General features: G+C 52.2%; 13 protein-coding genes. All 13 read right to left on the bottom strand.

Annotated features, from left to right (window positions below):
- Positions 1-2 precede the first annotated feature (2 nt).
- Positions 3-2,171 carry a cation:proton antiporter gene (locus E5354_RS06455; protein ID WP_123395752.1) on the bottom strand — a complete coding sequence of 723 codons (2,169 nt, stop codon included), beginning with the start codon at positions 2,169-2,171 and terminating at the stop codon, positions 3-5.
- 154 nt (positions 2,172-2,325) lie between these two features.
- Entirely contained in the window at positions 2,326-3,339 is a 1,014-nt protein-coding gene (locus tag E5354_RS06450) for an aspartate-semialdehyde dehydrogenase (RefSeq protein ID WP_123395751.1), read from the bottom strand.
- A 61-nt stretch (positions 3,340-3,400) separates the two neighbouring features.
- Positions 3,401-4,192 carry an acetylglutamate kinase gene (gene argB / locus E5354_RS06445; RefSeq protein ID WP_123395750.1) on the bottom strand — a complete coding sequence of 264 codons (792 nt, stop codon included), beginning with the start codon at positions 4,190-4,192 and terminating at the stop codon, positions 3,401-3,403.
- A 6-nt stretch (positions 4,193-4,198) separates the two neighbouring features.
- A protein-coding gene (gene prfB / locus E5354_RS06440; RefSeq protein ID WP_123395749.1) for a peptide chain release factor 2 occupies positions 4,199-5,321 on the bottom strand; the annotation gives its coding sequence in 2 pieces (ribosomal slippage) (positions 4,199-5,257 and positions 5,259-5,321; 1,122 coding nt in all).
- A 44-nt stretch (positions 5,322-5,365) separates the two neighbouring features.
- A complete protein-coding gene (locus E5354_RS06435; RefSeq protein WP_135946838.1) occupies positions 5,366-7,174 on the bottom strand; it encodes an AMP-dependent synthetase/ligase in 1,809 nt (602 codons plus the stop codon).
- A 204-nt stretch (positions 7,175-7,378) separates the two neighbouring features.
- Complete coding sequence (locus E5354_RS06430) at positions 7,379-7,897, bottom strand: outer membrane beta-barrel protein (protein WP_123395747.1); 519 nt, start codon at positions 7,895-7,897, stop codon at positions 7,379-7,381.
- A gap of 147 nt (positions 7,898-8,044) precedes the next feature.
- Positions 8,045-9,352 carry a sensor histidine kinase gene (locus E5354_RS06425; protein ID WP_135946837.1) on the bottom strand — a complete coding sequence of 436 codons (1,308 nt, stop codon included), beginning with the start codon at positions 9,350-9,352 and terminating at the stop codon, positions 8,045-8,047.
- Complete coding sequence (locus E5354_RS06420; protein ID WP_135946836.1) at positions 9,349-10,701, bottom strand: sigma-54-dependent transcriptional regulator; 1,353 nt, start codon at positions 10,699-10,701, stop codon at positions 9,349-9,351. Before E5354_RS06420 ends, E5354_RS06425 begins: the two co-directional genes overlap by 4 nt.
- 42 nt (positions 10,702-10,743) lie before the next feature.
- Complete coding sequence (locus E5354_RS06415) at positions 10,744-12,228, bottom strand: TolC family protein (protein ID WP_135946835.1); 1,485 nt, start codon at positions 12,226-12,228, stop codon at positions 10,744-10,746.
- Between the two features lie 25 nt (positions 12,229-12,253).
- Positions 12,254-13,489 (bottom strand): ABC transporter permease, encoded by a 1,236-nt coding sequence (locus tag E5354_RS06410; RefSeq protein WP_168353839.1) that lies wholly within the window; start codon positions 13,487-13,489, stop codon positions 12,254-12,256.
- A 5-nt stretch (positions 13,490-13,494) separates the two neighbouring features.
- The gene (locus tag E5354_RS06405) at positions 13,495-14,757 is read right to left on the bottom strand and encodes an ABC transporter permease (RefSeq protein WP_135946833.1); all 1,263 of its coding nucleotides are present in this window, start codon (positions 14,755-14,757) and stop codon (positions 13,495-13,497) included.
- An 18-nt stretch (positions 14,758-14,775) separates the two neighbouring features.
- Positions 14,776-16,017, bottom strand: a complete 1,242-nt coding sequence (locus E5354_RS06400) for an ABC transporter permease (RefSeq protein ID WP_135946832.1) — start codon at positions 16,015-16,017, stop codon at positions 14,776-14,778.
- A 12-nt stretch (positions 16,018-16,029) separates the two neighbouring features.
- Complete coding sequence (locus E5354_RS06395) at positions 16,030-17,328, bottom strand: ABC transporter permease (RefSeq protein WP_135946831.1); 1,299 nt, start codon at positions 17,326-17,328, stop codon at positions 16,030-16,032.
- Positions 17,329-17,349 lie beyond the last annotated feature (21 nt).

Raw genomic sequence — 17,349 nt, 5'->3', positions numbered from 1 at the left:
GTCTAAAGGTCTATCTTCTTAACCCTCTTGCGGTGGGTGAAACGCTTGCGCAACTGCACCAGTCGACGATAATAGCTTGCCATGGTGAGCCACAATCCGCCGGGAGCACCCGATATGTCACTCGACAACGGGTCGACAAACGATGTGAGAGGAACTTCATCGCCAAACTGCTCGGGATAGAGCACTATCAGGTTGTTGCGCGAGAAATATTTCTGCAAGAATCCCGGCAGCTCGTCCATCGACGAGTTAAACGACACCGATGTGCGACGTGCGCTGATCACGATAAACAGGTCATCGTCAAGAATCCTGTTGGCCAGCAATACAAAGTCATCCCACTCCTCGACATCGCGATACTCACTGCGTATGTCGTAACGCTCATGACGCAACACGCCCCTGATGTAAGGCTGCACCTCGGGGTGACAACAGAATATGACGCGACATCCTATCTGGCGGGCGAGATTGGCTATCGTCATCACCCATGCCTTGAAACCGGTTTCAAACTGAGCCTTATCGGGTACCGACACCACTATTCGCGTTATCGTGCTCACCGGGATGAAGCATCGCGTTATGACAATCATCTTGTTGGTCGACTTCAGCAACTGCTCCACCTTGGAGCCGAAGAAGGAGTCTATCACCGTGGTTTTGCGATGCATGCCTATGATTACCTGCGATATGTCACGCTCCTCTATGGTATTCACAAGGCCGGTCACCACATTCAGGTCGTAACGCTCGATAGGCGTGAGCTTGGTGTCGACGCTTGCAGCCGTCTGTTCGGCTACATCGAGCGAATTGCGGCCTATCGCTCTCGAGCCCGCCGAATTGTCGTTACGCACGTGGAGGGCATAGAGCTTGTTGCCGTAGCGTTCGTTGCGCATCAGTATGGCAAGGTCTACAAGCGATGAAGCGGTTATGGGATTGGCAACCGAAATAAGGGTGTGACATGTGCGGTTTTCACTCGACATCTGCGACGAGTTATCGTCACGCAGCATATCGAGCTTCATCTTGGCGGCGGCTCGCTCGGTCACTATCGACGACACGGCACAGGTGACGAGTATCATCACAATCGTTCCGTTAAGCACCGATTCGTCAAAGATGCCTATGTTGAAACCAATCATCACGGCTGCAAGAGTAGCGGCCGCCTGAGCGTTGGAGAGGCCAAACATCATGTTGCGGTCGGTCGAGGTCATGCGATAGCTCTTCTGCATGAGCCACGCGGCAAGCCACTTAACCAGCGTGGCGACAACCGACATCACCACCGCCACGTAGACGGTGTTCCAGTTTGACACGATGACATTGACATTTATCAGCATGCCCACTCCTATAAGGAAGTATGGAATGAAGATGGCGTTACCCACAAACTCGATGCGGTTCATCAGCGACGACATGTTGGGGATGTAACGGTTCAGCACAAGACCGGCATAGAAGGCTCCGAGCACGCTTTCAAGCCCTATCATCTTGGCCGAATAGCTGGCGAGGAACACCATTGCAAGCACATATATGAACTGCGTCACATTGTCGCTATACTTCTTAAAGAACCACCGAGTGAGGCGGGGAAACACATATACTATCACAAGACAGTAGACGACAAGCATCAGCAACAGCTTGAGCAGGTCGGCTACATTGAACGATCCCTCGTTGTAGATGCCCACAACCCCGGCAAGCACAATCAACGCGCCAAGCACCGTAACGATGGTACCGGCGATGGTTATGATGACAGCCGGCGACTTGGTGAGTCCGAAACGAGAAACTATCGGATAGGCTATCAAAGTGTGGGAAGCATACATCGAAGCCAGCAATATCGAAGTGAGCCAGTCGAAGTGCAGCAGATAAACCGATGTGAGCGTACCCACTATCATAGGCACCATGAAGGTGTACATTCCGAAACACAGTCCCTTGCTTAGATTCTTCTTGAGATGATACATGTCAATCTCGATTCCCGCAAGAAACATAAGGTACAGGATACCCACCTGACCGAATATCTCGAAACTGGCGTCACGCTCAAGCAATCCTATTCCGTAAGGGCCCACGACAATACCCGCCACAATCATTCCTATGATGTGGGGAATCTTCAACTTGTTAAGCAACAGCGGTGCGAGCAGAATTATGACCAGTACGATGAAGAATATCAGTACCGGATCAGTCACCAGGGGCAAAGTCGCTTTAAGCATCATAATTGTGGCTCGATATTTTTTACTGTTACAAAATTAAACATTTTTTCGCAATAACAAAAAAGGGAAGCGGCTCTCGCCGACTCCCTTCCTTAATAAAATAAAGGCTTAAATTAATATAAATCTTATTTGTACAGAGGTTCTTTCCAATTATTGCCTAAAATTTCTTGCCGTGGGCAATCATGTATTGGGCAATCTGCACTGCATTCAGTGCTGCGCCTTTCTTGATTTGGTCGCCAACCACCCAGAACGAAAGTCCGTTAGCGCAAGTCAAGTCCTTGCGAAGACGACCCACGTATACGGGATCCTCGTTGGCTATATCAAGGGGCATGGGATATTTCTTCTGTGCGGGATCGTCAAGCACTACGACTCCTTCGGCGTTGCTCAATGCCTCACGGGCCTGCTCTATCGAAATAGGCTGTTCGGTTTCAATCCAGATTGATTCGGAGTGAGCACGCATCACGGGGACACGAACGCAGGTTGCGCTCACATCGAGCGAGGGAGCATGCATAATCTTCTTGGTTTCGTTATACATCTTCATCTCCTCCTTGGTGTAACCGTTGTCGGTGAACACATCGACCTGAGGGATGACATTGTAAGCGAGCTGATAGGCAAACTTCTCAATCGTGGGCTCTTCGCCGCGCACAAGTTGCGCATGCTGCTCCATAAGCTCGTCCATTGCAGCCGCACCTGCGCCGCTGGCTGCCTGATAGGTTGCCACATGCACGCGCTTTATGGGCGAAATGTCGTTGAGGGGCTTGAGAGCGACCACCATCTGGATTGTGGTGCAGTTGGGATTTGCTATTATGTTACGGGGAGTGTTGAATGCATCATCACCGTTAACCTCAGGAACCACCAAAGGCACATCCTCGTCCATGCGGAATGCGCTTGAATTGTCAATCATGATAGCTCCATGCTTTGTAATAGTTGAAGCATATTCACGCGAAGTGCCGGCTCCTGCCGATGTAAAGGCGATGTCAACGCCTTCAAAGTCATCGTTATGCTTGAGCTCCTTGACTACGATATCCTTTCCTCGGAAAGTATACTTGCGTCCTGCACTGCGGCTTGAGCCGAAAAGCAATAACTCGTCAATCGGAAAATTCTGCTCGTCGAGCACTCTCAGGAATTCCTGACCTACAGCTCCACTCGCTCCTACAATAGCAATTCTCATAGATTACCGTTTTTCTTAAATTCGCTGCAAAATTAGCTAAAAACTTCTTTTACACAAAAAATTATATCATTTTGTTATCTACAATGTGGGTTCCGGCATCAAGATTGCCGAGTGACGATGCTTTTGTGATGATAACCTCGCTTACACCCGAGTCTATTGCATCAAGAGCATTCTCAAGTTTAGGCAGCATCCCTCCGCTCACAATTCCCTCATTTTTAAGTTGACCGAAAGCGGCTCGGTCGATTCGCGCTATCACCGAATCGTCATCGTTTTCGTCACGCAACACTCCGGGCTTTTCAAAACAGAACACAAGGCGCACATCGAAGTAAGGAGCAAGCCCCCGCGCCGTGCTGCCGGCCATCGTGTCGGCATTGGTGTTCAGCAGATGTCCCTCACCGTCATGAGTCAGAGGAGCGATAACAGGCACCACGCCCGAGCGTATCAGCGCTGAAAGAGCCTCGCCGTTGACGCGCTCAACATCGCCCACCCAGCCGTAGTCGACACTCTTTACCGGGCGCTTGCGGCTCAATATTATGTTCATGTCGGCACCGGTCATTCCCAGAGCATCCACTCCGAGCGACTGCAGTCGTGCAACGACACTCTTGTTGACAAGGCCGCCATAGACCATCGTCACCACCTTGAGCATGTCGTCGTCGGTAATCCTTCGTCCGTCGACCATCTTGGTTTCGATGCCGAGGTCGGCAGCCACTTTTGTGGCCGACCGTCCCCCACCGTGTACCAAAAGCTTGAATCCCTCTATCGAGGCGAAGTCGGCAAGAAGCTGACGCAAGGATTCTTCCTCCTCGACAATCTTTCCGCCAACCTTAACTATAGTAAGTTTGTCCTTTGTCATCCCACATTAAGCATTGTCGCCTTCAGCGGCAAATTCCATAAGATAGGCTTTTATAAATCCGTCAAGATCACCGTCCATCACGCCGTTCACATCGCTCGTCTGCCAATTGGTGCGATGATCCTTGACCCGTCGGTCGTCAAACACGTAGCTCCTTATCTGCGAGCCCCACTCGATTTTCATCTTGCCGTCCTCGATTTTACGCTGCTCGGCAAGACGATGCTGGAGTTCCTTGTCATAGAGTATCGACCTCAACTGACGCATGGCGTTCTCCTTGTTCTTGGGCTGGTCGCGGGTTTCGGTGTTTTCAATGAGAATCTCCTCCTTCTCGCCGGTATAGGGATCGGTGAACTGATAGCGCAGGCGCACGCCCGACTCGACCTTGTTCACATTCTGACCGCCGGCACCGCCGCTTCGGAAAGTGTCCCACGACAGTAACGCAGGCTCAACCTTCACTTCGATTGTGTCGTCGACAAGCGGAGTGACAAACACCGAAGCAAACGATGTCATTCGCTTACCCTGTGCATTGTAGGGCGACACCCTCACAAGACGGTGCACACCGTTCTCACTCTTAAGGTAACCGTAGGCAAACGAACCGTCGACTTCAATCGTAACCGACTTTATTCCCGCCTCGTCACCTTCAAGCATGTTGGCAATGGCGGTCTTATAGCCCTTAGACTCGCACCAGCGCAGATACATTCGCATCAGCATCGACGCCCAGTCCTGGCTCTCGGTTCCGCCCGCGCCCGAGTTTATCTTCAACACCGCACCGAGAGAGTCCTCTTCGCGGCGCAGCATGTTACGCAGCTCCATGGCCTCCAGCTTTGAAATCACATCGGCATACATTGTGTCGAGCTCGCTCTCCTCCACGAGTCCCTCCTTCAGGAAGTCCCATGCAAGCGACAGCTCGCCCACAGCCTTGTCTATTTCATCGTAGCCGTCAATCCACTGGTGCAGCTCCTTTACTTTCTTCATCTGGGCTTGCGCCTCTTTCTGATGTTCCCAGAAATCGGGAACATGAGTGCGCAACTCCTCCTCTTCTACTTCGACACGCTTGCTGTCGATGTCAAAGATACCTCCCCAGCGCATCCTTGCGCTCTATCGTCTCTTTTAGCTGCTCGAAAGTTATCATAGCAAATTTATATATGTTTTGTTGAAAAAAATGTAATTCGTCAATTATTGAGCGTACATAGCCTCGATTTCGTGGGCATACTTGCGATTGATCACCGGACGGCGTATCTTAAGCGTATTGGTGAGCTCGCCCGTTTCCATTGAGAACTCCTTGGGCAGCAGCGTGAACTTCTTCACCTTCTCATAGTTGGCAAATCCATTCTGAAGCTTGTCGATGCGCTCCTGTATCATGCGGCGTATCTCGCTGTTGTTGACAAGGTCGTAGACCGACTTATACTGAATCTTCTTATTGCGGGCATACTCCTTAAGAGCCTCAAAGGCGGGTATTATAATCGCCGTCACATACTTACGCTGGTCGCCTATCACAGCCACCTGCTCGATGTACTTGTCTTCGCCCAGACGGCTCTCGATAGCCTGCGGAGCGATATATTTTCCATTGGAGGTCTTGAACAGGTCCTTTATGCGCTCGGTGAGGATGAGTGCGCCGGTGTCGTCGACCACTCCGGCATCGCCTGTGCGGAACCATCCGTCATCGGTGAACGCATTGGCCGTTTCCTCGGGCTTGTTGAAGTAACCCGTCATCACGGTGGGGCCCTTTACCAATATCTCGTTGTCGGCGCCGAGCTTCACCTGTATTCGCGGAAGCACGGTGCCCACGGTGCCTATCTCGTAGCCCACGGTGGGGAAGCACGTAACGGTGGCGGTGGTTTCCGACAAGCCGTAACCTATCACGATGTTTATACCGCACGAGTGCAGAAACTCCACGATGTTGGCCGACAACGGAGCGCCGGCAGTCGGGAATATGTTTCCATGCTCAATGCCTATCACCTTACGCATGGGTGCAAACACCTTGCTGTCGTAGAAACGGTACTGTGCGGCAAGCCATGCCGGGACCTTGCGGCCGAGGCGCACATAATCAAGGTTGCGACGGGCTCCCACTGCAAGGGCACGCTTCACGAGCAGCTTCTGCAGCGGATTCATGCGTGAAATCTTGGCCTGAACCGCAGCGTAGACCTTCTCCCAAAAGCGCGGCACACTGCACATACATGTAGGATGCACCTCGCGTATCGAGTTCTGGATGTCACGCGGATCATGGTTGATGTACACCTTCATGCCCTTCAACAGGCAGAAGAATGTCCATGCCTTCTCAAAGATGTGGCTCAACGGAAGGAAGCAGATCGAAGTATCCTTGTCGGACAGCATCGGCAATCGCTCGAGGTGAATGTCGAGCGCGGCATTGAAGCAGTCGTGAGTGAGCATCGCACCCTTGGGCTCGCCGATAGTTCCCGAAGTGTAAAGCAGAGTTGCAAGGTCGCTTCCTGTGGCCGACGACCTGCGTGACTCAACGACTTCGTGACATGACTCGCCTGCGGCCTCTCCGAGCTTCAGAAATGAATCGAATGTCATCGTCCTGCAATCGTCGGGCTGCAGATTTATGTTCTGATACACTACAATCTGCTGAATGTGACGACTGCGTTTCTGAACCTTTCGGGCTATGTGATACTGCTCCTCGTTTCCCACAAAGAGCATATTGATGCGGGCATCGTTGACTATGTATTCAACCTGCTCCTCACTGCTTGTCGAGTATATGGAAACCGGCACCACCCTGTTGGCAAAGGCGGCAAAATCGGTAATAAGTATCTCAGGACGGTTGGCCGAGAAGACTCCAACAGTAGCCTCCGGTTCCATGCCCAGTATCTCTAATGAACATGCAGCCATGTCGACCTTGCGGCTAAATTCATTCCAGGATGTGTCAATCCACTTTCCCTGCGGTTCAGCCTTAAAGCTAAATGCAGCGCGCTCGCCGTACTTCAAGGTTTGCTTGCTTATTAAGCTTGTCAATATATTTGGCATAAATACAAAATTTAGCGACAAAGTTATACACTTACCTTTTTATATAACGCCTAAACGCGAGAAATCAAGCCGTGGGTTAACATTCATTTACAACCGATGATTGATTACGCTCGCTCATTTAACAATTTTTCAGACTCTCGTCCTGAATTGACACAAAAAAGGCGGGTTGCCAAGCAATCCGCCTTGAATCGACAATAAAGAGTATTACAGATTAAACTTGAATCCGACCTGAAGCAAACCTTGTGCACCGAAGCCGAGCTCGCCAAACATCGAAACGACATTGCTTATGCCCACCTGAGCGCCCAGCGGGTTGATCTGGAATGCGAAGTAGCCGTTGTTCTTGGAGCTGTCATCCCATGTCTGATGCGAGATGATTGTTCCGATACCGCCCTTGCAGTACAATGTCACGATTGAATTGCGGTAATAGTTGTAACGACCGTTAAGCATGATTGCGTGATAGTAGAACTTGTTGTCGGAATTGTGCTTGCGCGTAGTGCTTGAGAAAGTGTAGGAAGGGCCAATCCAGAAATTGGGAGCTACATTGAAGTTCACGCCCACGTTAAGAGCACCCCATGCAGTGTTAACATCATGACCTCCGTCATGGCAATCCATGGCATCCATCTGAGTATATCCGCCGTAGCTTACAGTCAATTCAGTACGTTGAGCCTGAGCGGCAGTAAAGATTCCCAATATAGCGCACAGCGCAAGTAAATACTTCTTCATAATTGTTAGTCTTTAAAATAAGTGAAAGTATCGTTAGTTACCTTAATAACATCTACAATCAGTTAAAGTTGACGCCGCAAGTGTTAAAATTTAACTTAGACCCAGTTCCCCCAATATTTGTTACCGCCGGGAACGGTGGCTTACGCATCATTTAAACCTTATACTGAAGCGGGTAAGTCCGTCATCACAAGTACGTAACGAGAACAAACAATTATGTTTAGTGAGCACATCACTTATAAATATCAATCCGAGTCCCTGTCCGTTGGGCTTTGACGAGAAGAAGGGACTGAAGAGCTTGTACTCTATATCGGGGCTTATGCCTGCGCCATTGTCGGCAATCGTGAGCGTGGCCGGCTTAGCGGTGGTGGTAATGTAGACATCGCCGTCGCTACCTATGCTTTCGATTGCATTCTTGAGTATATTGACGAGAGCCTGCTCAAAGAGCACATTGTCGATCTTAACCTGCACACACTCGTCACACAGCTGCACGTGGAGGCGTATGTCACGCTCGTTGCACATGCTCTCCATGAACTCTTTGCAGGCATACACACGCTCGTTGAGGTCGGTAAGCATCAGGTTGGCTTCGGGAATCTTCACTACATCGGCATAGGATGTTATAAAGCGGCTCATTGTCATGCAACGCTCCTGACACACCCTAAGCACATCGGCCGTAGCGTGCAGCGCGTCGTCGCTCTCCTCCTCGAGCATCGAGGCCACAGTGTCGAGCGTGGAGTTGACACCGGCCATCGAATTGTTGACTTCGTGGGCTATCATCCTTATCACCTTCTCATAGGCTTTCTTCTCGGCCTTGACCATTTCGGATGTGAGATGCTCGATGAGCACAAACGGATGGGCATATCCGCTATCCATGAACGACAGTCGCGAGCATCGGTATATCTTGGAGTTGCTGAGGCGCACAGTTTCTATAGTTTCGGGTTCCATGCCCTTTATCACGGCGGCAAGAGGCGACGGAATGCCTATGAGCTTGCGCCCTATCAAATCACTGCTATCGTCATAGCCGAAAAACGAGGCGGCGGCCTTGTTGCCCATCGTTATCATCTCCGACTGGTCGAAAATCAATATTCCCATCGGCGACACCCCCATCAGCAGGTCAAGGAAGTGATTCTGCTCACGCAGCTTCAACCGCTCGTTCTTAAGGCTGTCCATCATGCGGTTGAACACATCGACTATGCGGTCGGCCTCTCGCTGGTTGACATGGGCAAGACGGCTGCTGAAATCCTGTTCGCGGAGCAGATCCATGCCGTTGGACACCGATCTTACCAGTCGCATTGACGTGCGGTAAAACAAAAGAAGCACGACAAGACAAAAGACCATTATGCCTTCAACGATGTAGACGGTCCATTGCGACGACACTTCCCTCATGGTCATCGCAAAGATGACACCCGCAGCAATGACCATCAAGGCAACGAGAGCAAACATCCATCTCAGCTTCATAGGCCGATATGGTATTTTTCCATGCGTCGGTAGAGCGACTGGCGGGTTATGCCGAGCGCCTGTGCCACCTGCGACAGATTGTTGTTATACTTCTCGAGTGCGTCGACAATGGTGCGCTTCTCTATTTCATCGAGCGTGAGGCCGTTGAGCGACATCATCTTGCCCGGCAGCTCCGACGACTGCTGAGCATACTGACGCTCAAAGTGCGAGGCCTTCAGCTCATCGGCTCCACCCACGAGCAGGGTGCGCTCGACCAGATTCTTAAGTTCGCGAATGTTGCCGGGATAGGGCAACTTCGACAGATAGCTCATCGCCGTCTTGGCTATCTTCACCGGCGGCATGTCGTTGAGGCGGCATATCTCGTCGGCAAAGTATCGCACGAGGAGCGGAATGTCGCTTCGGCGCTCCCTCAGCGGAGGCAGCGTCACGGTAATAAGATTTATGCGGTAGAAAAGGTCTTCGCGGAATGTGCGGTCACGCACCATCTGCGCCAAATCGGCATTGGTGGCACACACCACCCTTATGTCGACCTTGCGCGGAGTGCTCTCGCCGAGCACCTCGAAAGTGTGCTCCTGAAGCACCCTGAGCAGCTTCACCTGACAGCTCATGTCGAGGTCGCCTATCTCGTCGAGGAATATCGTGCCCTTGTCGGCTACCGAGAAGCGGCCTTCACGGTCGGCGGTGGCTCCGGTGAAAGCTCCTTTCTTGTGTCCGAACATCTCGCTCTCAAACAGTGAGTGTGACACACCCCCGAGATTCACCTTGACAAAGGGCTTGCTCTTGCGGCGACTGTTGACATGGAGCGCCTGGGCTATCAGCTCCTTTCCGGTTCCGTTCTCGCCCATTATCAGCACCGATGCGTCGGTCTTGGCCACTCTCTTGATAGTGTCGAGCACGGCGATCAGCTCGGGACTGTTGCCGATGATGAACGAGCGGTCAAATCCGTCGGAATCAACCGCCGACTCTCCCTCATCCTCGCGTCCGGCGATGTCAAGCAACGTGCTTATGCGCTGCAGAAGCAGCTGATTGTTCCACGGCTTGGTGATGAAGTCGCTTGCACCCGCCTGTATGCCCTGCACCGCAAGGGGAATGCTGCCCCATGCCGTCATGAGGATTACAGGGACGGCAGGGCGAAACAGCTTTACCTGACGGAGCAGAATCAGCCCCTCGTCACCCGAAGTCGAGCGCGAGAAGTTCATGTCCATCAGCACCAGCTGCGGAGAGTTGCCCCGAACATAGTCAATGGCATCGGCCTGAGTATTGACCGAAGTCACTTCATATCCTGCACGCTTCAACAGCAGCTCCAGCGACAGGCACACCGCCCTATCATCATCAATTATAAGTATCATCGGTGCAAATTTACTCATTTCAATCCTATCGGCCTATTTTTTTCAACGCTTAATTATCGATTCAATGTCAGCATCAATGCTGGTGCTGTTGTCAAAATCCCACAGCGTCACGCTCCTCAACTGATAGTAGTAGTACCAGTAGTAGAATAGCTCATTGATGTAGTCCCTTCTCGATTCATCCTTCTTGGTCTGCGAATCGTTGAGGTCGAGAGTCGAAATCTTGCCTATCATGAAGGTTTCCACATTGGTGTTGTAGCGTTTCTGTGCTATCTGGTCGGCCATGTCGGCGATATTGAGCTGTGCGCGCTGATTGTTGAAACGCTCCACGAGGATGAAAAGGTTCTGGTTGAAGTCCATCGTTTCCTGACGCAGACGGTTCTCCACCACCTCGCGGTTGCTCTCGGCCACCTTCACCTGTCCGCGGCGTTTTCCCCAGTCCAGGATGGGAATCTTGAATCCCACCTCCACAATCTGGTTGTCCTTCAGCCCGCTATAGGCCATGTCAAAGTTATCGGCGGTTCCGGTGTATCCCACCTGAGCAAACAGCGTTATCTGTCGCAGATTACCCTTGGCCCTGGCCACCTCGTAATCGGCCTCAAGCTGACGGCGGCGGATGTTCTTGGCGAATGAGTTGTTGGAAAGCGCCTTATCGAGCGCATCGTCATAGTGTACCATCACTTCGGGCACGGTGCCGGGCAACACCGGCTCAAGATCCTCCGACTCGTCAAGGGCGAGGAATGAACGCAGCTGAAACATATTGTTTTTCAACGAGCTCTCGCTGTCGGTAAGTGTCGACTGTGCGTTAAGCTTGTTTAGCTCAAGCTGCAGCAGGTCGTTCTCGCTTATCTGACCCATCTGTCGCTTTGCCAGCGCAACCTCATAGAGCTTCTCGGCGTTGGCGAGATTCTGCTTGGCCACATTGACGCTCTCCTTGCTCATCAGCAGATTGAAGAAGTGGTTTATCGCAGTCATGGCCACCTGCTCGGTTGCCGACAGGAACGCGGCCTTGGCCTCCTCGTAACGCACCGGCTCTATGCGGCGGCTCCACTTGATGTGGTTGACGCCGAATATGGGCTGATTCAATGTCAGCGCGATGGGAATCGACATGAATCGGTTGTACTTGTCGCCCTCGAGCTGCTTCAGGAAGTCGAGCGAGGTGTTGAGCGACAGCGTACCGCCCGTAAACCAGATGTTCTGTGAAATCGACAGCTCACCGTTCATCTGCATGTAGTTGTTGCGCACAAATGTGTAGGAACCGTCGTCGAGCTGATAGGGTGAGTAGCTCTTATAGTAGCCCGGCAACTTAGCCGAGAAATTGACTTCGGGAAGCAGATCGGCGCGGAAAGTGCGATATTCCCAGTAAGCGGCCTTTAGCTCGTTAAGCGCCACAGCGGCGTTCACGCTCTGTGCGCGGGCCAGGTTGATGGTTTCCTCAAGTGTTATGTTACGCTTGGTTTCCTGCGCGTAACCGCCCTGCCAGGCCGCGGAGGCCACAAGCAGGCAGGCAAATATCTTGTTCAGTTTCATAATCGGTAATTTATTTAACGGGTTTTCATTCATCATGCAGTGTTTCAGCCGGGTCAAGATTCATGGCCTTACGGGCCGACGGATATATCGCAGCCACAATCACCAGCGCAAGCAGCAGCGCCGCCGTGCCAAACGTTACGATAAACCGCAGTGCCGACATGTCGGTCAACGTGTTTACCGTGATGTCGGCGTTGACAATGTTAAGTGCCACGACAAGCGCAGGTAGCAATGCCAGTGCAAGCAGCAGTAGCCCCTCGCCCATCAGCTGCAGCATCACCATGCGGCGTGAGCTGCCCATGGCCATGCGTACACCTATCTCGCAACGGCGGCGACGCGTGCGCATCATAAACGAGCCGAGCACGATAAGAAAGACCATGAACATGAAAAACGCGATGAAAATGTAGGTAGTGTTGAGGTAGTTGACCGTTCCGTGCGACAGGTCGTAGGCTTCCTTCCTGGCCGACAACGGCTCGGCTCCGAGCAGATAGAATACACCACGTTCAAGAGGCTGACGCATGTCGGCGTAGAACTTCTCGGCAAACGTGGCGCGATTCTCGGGCTTGACACTCACGACGATGTTGCTGTAGGGCAACGCCTCGGGCTGATTGGGCATGTAGATCATCTTCTCGTAACGGCTGTAGCCGAAAGGCTTCTGATCGGCTACCACAGCCACCACCTTGTAGTTGGTCGAAATGTTGGCCATCAGATAGTAGGGGTTGTAGCAGGTCTTGCCCACCGCCTGTGATATGTCGCCAAACACCGAGTCGGCCAACTCCCGCGTCATCACCACCGGCACGGGATACTCACCCTGCGACCAGTGTTCGCTGTCGATGGAGCCGTAGATCGGCGTCACGTTGTAGACATCGAAGAACTCCGGACTGACAAGCCTTATAAAGGTTGACACCGTGAACGTTGAATCGCTGTGGGGCGTGAATCCCTCATACATGCGGTTGTCACTGAACGGCTCGTCGCCCCTGTAATAGCATATCTTGTCGACCAGCGGATAGTCCTTTATGAGATTGTATATGGCCCGGTTGTCCTCATCCTGGGTTGAGTCGGCATTGGTGGTCCAGTTGTAACGCAGCTCGATGTTGTACAGTCCGTCGACATCATAGCCGAGCGGCTTGCGGGCTGCGGCCTCATAATTATATATGATGTCGAGCGCAAACCACAGCAGCACACTCACCACGAGCAGCACCGCCCATATCCAGGCATTTGAACGACGCGCGTTCCATAACTGCTTTAATACTTGATTGAACATAATCGTCACTCTCCTCCTTTCAGGGTTATTGCAATACTGCGGTGAGTCGACATCCATGCGGGAACCACCGTGGCAACCGTGGTAAACACAAGGCAGGCCGCAAGGGCGTAAAGGGCTATGGCAGGATGCACAAACAGGCTGCCGTCAAGGCCTATGTCGCCCATCGTTCCCGACATGCGGTCGGTCATCTCGGCAAATATCCACCGGCGGCATGCCCACACGAGCAGGCACGACAGGATGTAACCGATGACCGCTCCGATGAATGTAGCTACAAGATTCTCGGCAAACAATCGGCCCATTATGCCGCGATTGGTGGCTCCGTAGGCCTTGCGGATTGCAATCTCGCCGAGGCGCGACTGCATCTGCGCGTTGATCAGTCCCGACAGTCCGAGCGCCGGCACTATAAGCAACACGGCTATGAGAAGTCCGTAGACCAGTCGGGGATTTATCATCGCATCGCGGAAGAAGGTGTAGTCGACATGGTTGTACAACCGCTCCAGATGGAACACGAAATCACTTCCACGGGAGTTAAGCATCTCCTCACGCCTCGCCACCTCACGGGCCACATCGTCGACATCGGCTCCGGGAGCAAGCAGCAGCACACCCCGGCGGCGACCCGCCAAGCCGCCCATTGCTATGTTCTTCTCACCGGTAAACGGCATCAGCACATCGCTGTAGGCAGTCTGAAACACCTGACTCACATCCTCATACACGCCCGTCACCTTGACCGGGCGGAAATTCACCAGAATGTCACGCCCCACGATCGAGGCAGGGTCACCGCCCGTAAGCTTGCGTGCAACAGTGCGGCTCACCACAGCCTCACGCGGATGACCGTCATACTCGGCCTCGGTAAACGGCTTGCCGGCAATGAAGTTGTAGTCAAACATGTCAAACCAGTTGGCGGCCACATCGTTGACAAAGAAACGATGCTTGTCGGCACTGCCGGGCATCGACACCGACGACTCGGCCAGATAGCCGCTCCACGTGGCCAGCTCGACTCCGGGACAGGCCGTAAACAGCGCGTCAAACGGAATCTTGCCCATGCCCGAGGAGTGATTGGTGCCGTCGACCATGTTGATGTGGCCCGGTGACATGTAGACCGTGCGGCTGCGGTGGCTCTCGGGAGCGAGGTCAGCCGCACGGAAATCAAATGTCATCACTACCATCATCACAAACGCCATTGTAACGGCCGTGCCTACAATCACGATCGACGAGTGCAGCTTGTTTTCGGCAAGCAGATTGAATGTCTGCCTAAAGAATTGTTTCATTATCAACTTTTTCAGTCTTTATTCATCATGCAGGGCTTCGGTAGGCTGGATGTGCATTGCACGATAAGCCGGGAAAGCGATACCTACACTTATCATTATGGCCATCAGCACATAGGATATCAGCACACACAGCGAAGTGCGTCCCCATGAAAGATATTTGTTGCCGTTAAGCCATTGGTTGAGTTCAAGATAGGATATGAGTACATCGAAACCTATTGCAACCACCGTAACTACGGTAAGTATCAACAGTCCCTCGCCTATGAGGCGGCCGAATATCGAGCGTCGGGTTGCGCCGTTGACCATGCGTATGGCTATTTCGCTGACACGCTGCTGGGTGCGGAACCAGAAAGTTCCGAGCAGTCCGAGGAAAATGTTAAGCAACAGGAAGCCCATGCCCACGCAGAAGTTTCTTATCGAGTTGGTATATGACCGCTGGAAATTATCACGTATCTGGTCGAATGACTTTACATCGGTGATGTAGAAGTTGCCCACGCGATAGAGCTTGTCGGCATCCTCCATGAAATTTTTGATGAAATCCTTGTCATAACCCTCCTTTACGCGCACACACCACTCGTGACCATAGCCGAGGGCATCGCGTGAAGTCACCAGTGTGAGGTCGTCGCCCCATCCGCCGTAGTCGTTATACTGCACTTCATTGAGCGAAGCGCCTATGCGATAGGTGCGTGAAGTGTCACCGTAGAGATATAGTCCCTTACCTACGATGTCGACACCTTTAACGCCGTCATACATGAAGAGATTGTCGGAAATCAACACCTCGCCCCTGTTGAGCATCTCGGCAAGCTGGGCCGGAGTTTCTCCGCGAGCGCCCTCGTAACGGAACACCTGCACAAAGTCGGGTGTGACATTGCGATGCACCGCAAAATTACGCGGATATAGTGTGTCGTATCTTATCGATGTTCCGCTATTGGATCCGTTGTAGGGGTGGGAATTATTGGACACCGACACAAATTCCACTTCGGGGCGCATTCTTATGCGGCTCAGCAGAGTTTCACGGTCCTGTAGAATTTCATCGTCGGAACGATTGGGAATGTATTCGGGACTCTTGTCGGTGAGCTGTGCCACACCTATTCTGTAACAATTGCTTGTATCAAAGCCTCGCGGAAGATTGTAGTTGTAAATCGTGACATAGAAATAGTCGACTACAAACCACAGCACCACGCTTACTATGAGCATCTCGAGAGCGAGCCACAGATTGCTGCGCCACTCATTCTTTATCTGTGTAAAAAGTTTCTTGAACATTGTCGTGACGAATTAATGTTTGTTGCCGTTAAGAGCCTTGACTATATCGGTGCGTGATGCTCGCAGCGAGGGAATGCCACTGCTAAGCACATTCAGGATGAAGCAGAACAGCAACGCCCACAAGAATGTCGACGGCTGAATGAGCATCGACGCATCGACGGCGGGAGGATTGAATGTATCGCTATAAGGCTCGGAGAACAACAGCGAGTTGCACAGGTAGGAGAACACCACGCTCATGAGCAATCCGAGGATACCGGCAATAAGAGTTATGAACATGTTTTCGCCAATTATCTGAAACACAATCTGCTTGCGTGAGCAACCAAACGCACGGCGTACACCTATCTCCGCAATGCGTCGGCGCAAACGGCTCTCGGTCATGCTGCTGAGGTTGACGGCAGGCACTATCAGCAGAATCAGGTACACAATGTAACGCGAGCGTCTTTCGGCCTTTATGTCAGGCTCGACATTGGCACCGAAGGCATAAGCATCCTTCTCGGTGGTATAGGGTCGGCCCAGATCGATGAACTTCCATCCTGTAGGCTCCTCAATCTCCTTGTTGTAACGGTCGTAGTTGCGAAGCACCGATGCCCTGATTTCGTCGAAGTCATCCTCGTCATGGGCAAGTATAGTGACACATAGACCACCCATCACACCGTTCCAGGTGTTATTTACAACCTCGGTCGAGGTAAACGGAATCCACACCTGTCCGTAGGCATGAGTGGCGAGTGTGGAAGCATCCTGGACCACCGCCGCCACCTTATAGGGAGCGTGACCTATAAGCAACTCCTTTCCGGCAACATCGTCACTGCCGAAAACCGCACGGGCCACACTGCGGCTTATCACAGCCACCGGAAGTCCGGCCTCAAAATCGGCCTCGTTGTAGGGCTTTCCTGAAATTACCTTGAAGTCGAATACTCGCCAATACACATCGTCGGTCTGACGGAGATCTACCTCAACGGGCGGTTTGCCGGGAAATGCAACGACTTCCCTTTCGGTACTGGGACAATATATGGTCACAGCCTCGGCCTCTTCGATATCCTTGTACAATGCCTTGGCACTCTGATAGCTCAACGGGCCGTTGCTCGACCAACCCTGACTCTCATCGACACTCTTGATCGAGGCCCATGTGGCGTGGAGCATGCGGTCGCGATTGCTCTCGGGCGAATAGGGATCCACCTTGACCTGCTCTATCATCACCACAATCATGATGAGGAATATAGCAAGGGCGGTACCCACGATGGTGACAATGCTCAGCATCGACTGCTGCCTCATCGCCGTCCACGATTGCTTTATGAAATTAATAAGCTTCATTACTTAATCCTTTAAATAAAT

Source organism: Muribaculum sp. NM65_B17 (assembly GCF_004793735.1).
Lineage (GTDB): Bacteria > Bacteroidota > Bacteroidia > Bacteroidales > Muribaculaceae > Muribaculum > Muribaculum gordoncarteri.
The sequence above is the reverse complement of the archived record's forward strand: the minus strand, read 5'-3'. Positions and strand labels throughout refer to the sequence as shown.